General features: G+C 59.1%; 3 protein-coding genes. All 3 read left to right on the forward strand.

The window, feature by feature from the left end; all coding sequences use genetic code 11:
- Window positions 1-3,048: alpha-mannosidase (locus CPT76_RS29210; protein ID WP_105445372.1), on the forward strand; the 3,048-nt coding region annotated here is incomplete at its 5' end.
- A 99-nt stretch (window positions 3,049-3,147) separates the two neighbouring features.
- Window positions 3,148-4,467 carry a glycoside hydrolase family 125 protein gene (locus CPT76_RS29215; RefSeq protein ID WP_105445373.1) on the forward strand — a complete coding sequence of 440 codons (1,320 nt, stop codon included), beginning with the start codon at window positions 3,148-3,150 and terminating at the stop codon, window positions 4,465-4,467.
- Complete coding sequence (locus CPT76_RS29220) at window positions 4,464-7,580, forward strand: beta-galactosidase (protein ID WP_105445374.1); 3,117 nt, start codon at window positions 4,464-4,466, stop codon at window positions 7,578-7,580. Before CPT76_RS29215 ends, CPT76_RS29220 begins: the two co-directional genes overlap by 4 nt.
- Window positions 7,581-7,939: the final 359 nt, after the last annotated feature.

Raw genomic sequence — 7,939 nt, forward strand, 5'->3', positions numbered from 1 at the left:
CAGACTGAGCTCCGCAGCTGGGACATCACCCGCTCTTACTACAAATTGCCTGGCGAATATGAGAATACGGCTCCTTACCCGGAAGGGAAGGGGCTGGCCTCTTTTCCAAGCAAGCAAGGAACGACATATTTCTTCCGGACCCGGCTTGAGCTGCCGGAAGGCTGGCCATCCGAGCCATTCGGGCTCGTCTTCGCTTCGGGCGGAGAAGGGCTTCTGCGCGTCAACGGGGTTTCCTACCAAGGCCTCGACCGCAATCATACGTATGTAACGCTCGATCCTGCAGTGATCGGAGAGACGCCGGAACTCGAAATCGAGCTGTTTGACCCGGTTCCGGAACCGGTCGATCCATTGAATCAGCAGGCCGTTATTAACCCGCCGATCACGTCGGTCACGAGTCTGCTCGTGCGGCCGAATCATGCGGTGCTGAGCCTGATGTATACAGTCACCGTCGTGCGTGACTCGCTGGTGCTGCTGCCGCAGGAAGACTTCCGCCGCGTACGCCTGATGGAAGTGCTGTACCGGGCGATGGACCGGTTCGTGAACCTGGATTCGGCGGCCATCCGTGATGGCAGAGCCGTTGCCGATATTGAGGCAGCGCTTAGAGCAGACGTCCAGGAAGTGGGCGGCAATGCCGAGGGGCTGGAGCATATGGTCGGCCAGTCGCACATCGATATCGCCTGGCTGTGGCCTGTCCGCGAAACGGTACGCAAGGCGAGCCGCACGTTCTCGACCGTCGACCGGCTGATGGAGGAATATCCGGAATACCGGTACACGCAAAGCCAGCCGCAGCTCTTCGCGTTTCTGAAGGAAAACGACCCCGAGCTGTTCGAACGGGTCAAGGCGCGGATCGTGGAAGGACGCTGGGAGCTGGTCGGCGGCATGTGGGTCGAGCCCGACCTGAATCTGCCGAGCGGCGAATCACTGATCCGGCAGATGCTGTACGGCCAGCGGTTCTACCAGGAGGAATTCGGCCGGATGTCGAATATCGAATGGCTGCCGGACACGTTTGGCTACTGCGCATCGCTGCCACAAATTTTGAAGCACGGCAAAGTGGATTATTTCATGACGACCAAGCTCGGTTGGAACGACACCAACCTGTTCCCATACGATTTGTTCCATTGGGTCGGCATCGATGGAACACCGATTTTGTCTTATCTGAACCATGGCGTGAACGAACACACACTGCCGAAGGATGTTCACGATCACTGGCAGTCCTATCGGGAAAAAGCGCTGCATCCCGAGCAGATGCTCCTGTACGGACACGGGGACGGCGGCGGTGGTGTCACCCGCGAGATGCTGGAGTACATCGACCGGTCCGATCTGATGGTCGGGCAGCCGGCAAGCCGTTACAGTACGGCGGCCAAGTTCTTCGAGAGCATCGAGCATGCGGGTCCGGTGCTTCCGACGTGGCGCGGCGATCTTTACCTGGAGCTGCACCGCGGCACGTATACGACGCATGCCCGCAACAAACGCAGCAACCGCAAGGCGGAGGTGCTGTACCGGGAAGCCGAGCTGTGGAACACGCTGGCTGGGCCGAACATGGATACGGCCAACCGTACAGAGGTGACGCAGCAGCTGCATGACGGCTGGAAGCTGATCCTGCTGAACCAGTTCCACGACATCATTCCGGGCTCGGCGATTACCGAAACGTATGAAACATCGGACAAGGAATACGGCGAAATTTTCGCCAAGGGAGACCATGCCTTGAACGAAGGGCTGAACACGCTGGTGTCGGATATCAACACTTCCGGCAAGGAGGGCACTCCGTACGTTGTCTTCAACAGTCTCGGATGGAGCCAGAGCTCTGTGGTTCATATCGAAGCCGAACAAGGCGAAGGCGCCTTGGCCGCTTATGACGAGCACGGCACGCGCCTGGAGACGGACGCTGTCGAAGGAGGAATCTCCGTGCGGGTTCCCGACGTACCGGCACTGGGTTATAAAACCGTGTGGGTGAAGCCGGAGGCCGCTGTGAATGCTGACTCCGCCGGAGTTCAATCGTTCGGCGATACGTGGGAGACTTCCGCTTACCTCGTGCGGTTCAACGAGCGGGGCGAAATCACCAGCCTGCTGGATAAGGCTGCCGGCCGGGAAGTCGTGAAGCAAGGGGAACGCGCCAACCGGTTCCACTTCTTCCACGACCGTCCGACGCTGTGGGATGCCTGGGACATTGACACCCGCTACGAACAGCAGCCGGCCGGTGAGGCGGAGCTGCTCGAGAAGCGGCTGGTTCTGGCCGGACGCACCAAAGATGTGCTCCGCTTCCGCTGGAAGATCGGCCAGTCCGAAATCACGCAGGACATGATCTTCTATCACCATGACCGGCGGATCGATTTCAAAACGCATGTCCACTGGAACGAGGCACACAAGCTTCTGAAAGTGGGCTTCCCGGTCGATGTGGTCACCGATAAGGCGACCTACGAAATTCCATTCGGTTCGCTTGAGCGCGCCACCCACCGGAACACGAGCTGGGAGCAGGCGCAGTACGAGGTATGCGGACACCGCTTCGTGGACGTGTCGGAGCATGGATACGGCGTCAGCCTGCTGAACGACTGCAAATACGGCTATGACGTTCAGGGCAGCACGATCCGTCTGTCCCTGCTGCGGGCGCCGAAGTGGCCGGACGTGACGGCAGACCTTGGCGAGCATGACTTCACCTACTCTTTGCTGCCGCATCAAGGCGGCTGGAGGGAGTCACACACCGTCCGTCAGGCGGCGGAGCTGAACGTGGACATGCCGGTTCGCCAGGCGGAGTCCGGTGCACAAGGCTCTCGTCCGTCAACGGGATCGCTGATTACCCTATCCGGTGGACACGTCGTGCTCGACACGGTGAAACCGTCCGAGGACGGAAGCGGCGTCATCCTGCGGTTCTATGAATCGACCGGCGGACGCGAACAGATCGAGCTGACATGGCCGGGTGCCATCACAGAGGCTTATCTGTCCAACGCGCTGGAGGAGCCGGCCCATCCGCTGCAGCTTCAGGAGGGGAAACTGCAATTATCTTTTGCCCCTTATGAAATTAAAACCGTCCTGCTTAAGCAGGTTGATTAACACCATATATAGAAGTTTGGTATAGAACGTATAACAATACATGATTTAATGTGACATCATTACACTCTACAATTCAGCCAAGTAAAGGGGCGTATCGCTTTGGAACAATTCAGACTTCCTAAAATACCGATGCCGGCGCTGGAGATGCCGAAGGCGATCCAGGACGTAATTAAAGAAGCCGAGCAGAAGCTGGCCCACCGGCCGAAGCTGCTGCAGCTGTTCAAAAACTGCTTTCCAAATACGCTGGAAACGACGACTAAGCTGATGGATGACGGAACGACCTTCGTCATTACAGGAGACATCCCGGCCTCCTGGCTGCGCGATTCCGTGGAGCAGGTCGTCCATTACGTACCTTTTGCCAAGGAAGACCAGGATCTGCAGCGCATTATCGGCGGATTGATCAAACGCCATGTTCACTACGTCTTGATCGACCCGTACGCCAATGCGTTCAATGAATCGGCCAATGACTGGCACTGGAATACGACGGACGAAACGGACATGTCCCCATGGGTGTGGGAGCGCAAATTCGAGATCGATTCGCTGTGCTTCGTCATTCGTCTGGCGTACCTGTACTGGAAGGAAACCGAGCTGACCGATATTTTCGATGCCAATTTCAAAAAGGCCATGCGCGCCATCATCGACGTGTTCAAAACGGAGCAGCACCACTTCGAGAAGTCTCCGTACCGCTTTACGCGCAACAACGGCATCCTAACCGACTCCCTGCGCAATAACGGAATGGGCATGCCGGTTAACTACACAGGTATGATCTGGTCGGGCTTCCGCTCCAGCGACGACGCTTGCGACTTCCATTACAACATTCCGGGCAATATGTTTGCGGTCGTGGCGCTGCGCCAAATGCAGGAGTTCGCCGAGTGGGTCTTCCGCGACATGGACATGCTCGCCGAGCTCAAAGAGCTGGAGATCGAAGTCAACTACGGTATTCAGCTGTACGGCATTTACCGCCATCCGCAGTTCGGGCCGATTTACGCCTACGAGACCGACGGCTACGGCAACTACTGCCTGATGGACGACGCCGGTACGCCGGGCCTGATGTCCATCCCTTACTTGGGGTATACAACGGCGGACGATCCGATTTATCAAAATACGAGACGGTTTGCGCTCAGCAAAGAAAATCCGTTCTACTTCGAAGGCAAAGCGGCCAAGGGCATCGGCAGCCCGCACACGCCGGAGGACTATATCTGGCATATGGCCTTGTCCATGCAGGGATTGACCGCGCAGACGGCCGAAGAGAAGCTGGAGATGATCGCCATGCTGGAAGCGACCGATGCGGATACAGGCTTTATGCATGAAGGGTTCCACGCGGACGATCCGACCGTTTTTACGCGAAAATGGTTCGCCTGGTCCAACAGCCTGTTCTCCCAGCTCGTGTATAAGGCCATGAAGGACGGTCTGCTATGAGCCGGCATATCATCATTCTATGCGATCCGGATTTCCCGGCTGCGGGCAAGCTCCCGCAGGCCGGAGACTTCCAGCATGCCGCAGAAGTGGCGGTTGTTCGCGCCGAAGAACTGGCTGATGCGCTTCGCGGAGTGGATCAAGGTTGTTTTGTCAATTTGCACGCGCCTTATTTTCCCAAGGCTGCCTGGACGGAAATTTCCGCCTTCCTGCATCGGGGAGGCAGCCTGATCAGTGCAGGCGGGGCGCCTTTTAAAATTCCTATGGCACGGGATAACGGGTCTTGGGTGTCGGAGACCGAGCAAACCGCCTATCATCAGGAACTCTATATTCACGAAGCGCTGCGGGTGGACACAGGCAAAGTCACGAAACTCGCCGTTTCGGACCGCATCCCGCTGCTGAATGGTCAAGAAGGTCTGTTTGAGCTGGCAGATGCCTGGAACCTAGTGCCGCATACGACCAAAAGCGCCGATTTGCCGCAGCAGATGGGCTCAGCCGGCCCGATGAGCACGCAGATCTATCCGCTGCTTACCGGCCTCAGCGCCGAAGGGCGCGAGATCGCCGCGCCGATCGTGCTGTGGGAGAACTCCCGCGTGACGTTCGCCGGCTCGCGCTGGATGTTCGTGTTCCTGCCGCTAACGGAAGCGTTCTGGAACGGCAATGGCGCTGCGCACCTAGTCGACTGGGCGCGTTTCTGCGCGCGGGGCGTGACCGAGCTGTCGCTGAAGCCGAATTATGCTTCGTACGAAGCCGGGGAACACGCGGTGCTGACGCTGCAGACGCAGATTTTGCAGCGAGGGGAATCGCGCAATGCGGCGCCTGAGCTGTGGAGCTTCGAGCTGGAAGTAAGCCATGAGGGCGGAAGCGGAGAGGCTTGGAGCCACCGGTTCCAGGCGCAGGTGACGAAGGAGCAGAACTTCGTGCGCATTCCGGTGCCTCTGGCCTTGAAGAGCGGGCTGTACCGCATCGTATGCCGCGCAGAGGGACCGGACAGCGAAATTCGCGTGCTGCGCCAGGGCTTCTGGGGCCGTGACGACCTCCTTCTGGCCGAGGGCTCGCCGATTACCCGCAGCCGCGACTATTTCATCAAAGACGGGCGGCCGCTGCCCGTTGTGGGCATGACGTACATGACCTCCGACGTGGCGCGCAAGTTCCTGTTCCTGCCGAACGTGGACGTATGGGAGCGGGACATGGCCCAGATGGCCAAGGCGGGCATCAACTGGATCCGCACCGGCGTCTGGACGGCTTACCGGAATATTATGCAAGTCGACGGCCATGCCTCGGAGGAAGTGCTGCGCGCGATCGACGCTTTCTTCCTGACGGCCAAGCGGCATGGCCTGCAGGTGACGTTTACGTTCTTCTCCTTCACACCGGAGACGTGGGAAGGGCTGAACCCTTATCTCGACACGCAGAGCGTTGAGGCCCAGAAACGCTTCATCCGCAGCATCGTCAGCCGCCACACGGCCACGACGCATGTGGACTGGGATTTGATTAACGAACCGTCGATGTTCGATCCGCCGCGTATTTTCTCGGAGGGACCGCGTTCCGCCCGCGATCCGTTTGAGCACCAGGCGTTCGTGGAGTGGCTGAAGCGCCGTCACGGCGATATTCGCTGCCTCCAGGAAGCATGGAACATGACGCCGGATCAGCTGCCCGACTTTGCTTCGGCATCCATTCCGGAAGCGGAAGAGATCAACTTCGACGTGCAGGATATGCACAAAGCCAAGAAGGGAACGAGATGGCTCGATTACTGTCTGTTCTCGATGGATATGCACAACCGGTGGGCCGAGCAGCTCGTCGGAACGATCAAGGAGCTGTGCCCGGACCATTTGGTCACCGTCGGGCAGGACGAAGCGCTCGGCGCCCAGCGCCCATCTCCGTTCTTCTATGAGCAGGCCGTCGATTATACGACGGTGCACTCCTGGTGGTTAAACGACTATCTGGTATGGGACGGCATCTTCACCAAAACGCCGGATAAACCGAACCTGATTCAGGAAACCGGCATTATGTACGTAGAAACGCCGGACGGCCGCGCCAAGCGGTCCGAAGCCGAGCTGCGCAGCATTTTGGAGCGGAAATACGCCTACGCCTTCTCTACTGGGGGGGCCGGTGCGATCCACTGGATCTGGAATACGAACTTCTATATGGACAACGCCAATGAATCGCATATCGGAGCCCTCCGCGCCGATGGCACGGAGAAGCCGGAAGCGGACGTATCCTACGACTTTGGACGCTTCATCGCGGCCACGCGGGACTTGTTTACGGACCGGGAGCTCGAAGACATCGTCGCCGTCTTCCCGTACTCCAACGACTTCTCAAACCGCGCATTTGCGTTCCAGTCGACGACACGGCTGACCCGGCTGCTGGCTTATGACCTGAAGCTGCCATTCCGTGCGGCGTCGGAATACCATCTGGACGCGCTGCGGCAGAAGGCGCCGAAGCTGATCCTGCTGCCGAGCCCGCATAATATGGACAGCCGCGCGCTGGACGAGCTGCTGGAGCTCGTCAAGGACACCGGCGCGACGCTGCTCGCCACCGGCCCGCTCGGCCTGGACGCCTACTGGCGTCCGACGACACGCCTCGACGCCGTCCTTGGCGAGCGCCGGCTTGCCAACGTGCGCCGGGAGGAAATGCTCGGCGTGAATGGCCGGCTGCTGCCGGTATCCTTCGGGCACCGGCGAATCGCCGAGGTGGCCAAGGAAATCCCGGCCGCAGGGACCGGCGCAAGCATGGACGCGCTTGTGGACGTGCCGCTGGGCAAGGGCCGGCTCATCTGGAGCCCGCTGCCGCTCGAGCTGAACGGCCGGGACGAGCCGATCCTCGAGCTGTACCGGTACGCGGCTGCCGCAGCCGGCGTTGAGCGTGAGCTCGAGTGGCTGGCCGGCGGAGACCTGCCGGGCGTGTATGGCCGGAAGCTCAGCTTCAAGGACGGCAGCCTGTACGTGTTCGTCTCCGAGTACGGCTGGGATGCCCCGGTACAGGTCAAGGACCCGCAGACCGGAGCCGTATACAGCTTTACGCTCGAGAGTGACCGCAGCGTGTTGTTTGCCGCCGACCGGGAGGGCCGCATTACGGCCGTGTACCGGCCGGACGAGGTTGACATCCAAGTAGACTAAGCACGTTGAGTTGATTTGTACAATTAAGGTGTAGGTGATCGTCAGGAACTTTTGCAGAGGTGGAGCCATCGGGGCAAACGGGACGGGCATCAAACCAATCCTTGCAGGGCAGGGGAAAAGGATAATTTTGGTGTGGTATCCAGGGATACTGCCCCTTTTCACTGCCGTATCGAAGGCAAGGTCTTTGTCCACTGTGAATGGACACTTGTTTTTAGGAGCCGGTGTTATTCCGGCAGGAAGGCCGCGGCCTTATTGGGCTAAAGGGCTTTTGGCAGCAATAGCCGGCTTTTGAATGTTGGACCCCCTGGCGTCCTCCTATTTGGGCAGTTCTTTGGGATTGATCACCAAAACTGGGCAAT

Source organism: Paenibacillus sp. AR247 (assembly GCF_002968895.1).
GTDB lineage: Bacteria > Bacillota > Bacilli > Paenibacillales > Paenibacillaceae > Paenibacillus_AQ > Paenibacillus_AQ favisporus.

Bases quoted from the DNA above. Each gene is read 5' to 3' on its own strand.
- CPT76_RS29220 (WP_105445374.1), top strand. From the start codon at position 4,464: ATGAGCCGGCATATCATCATTCTATGCGATCCGGATTTCCCGGCTGCG.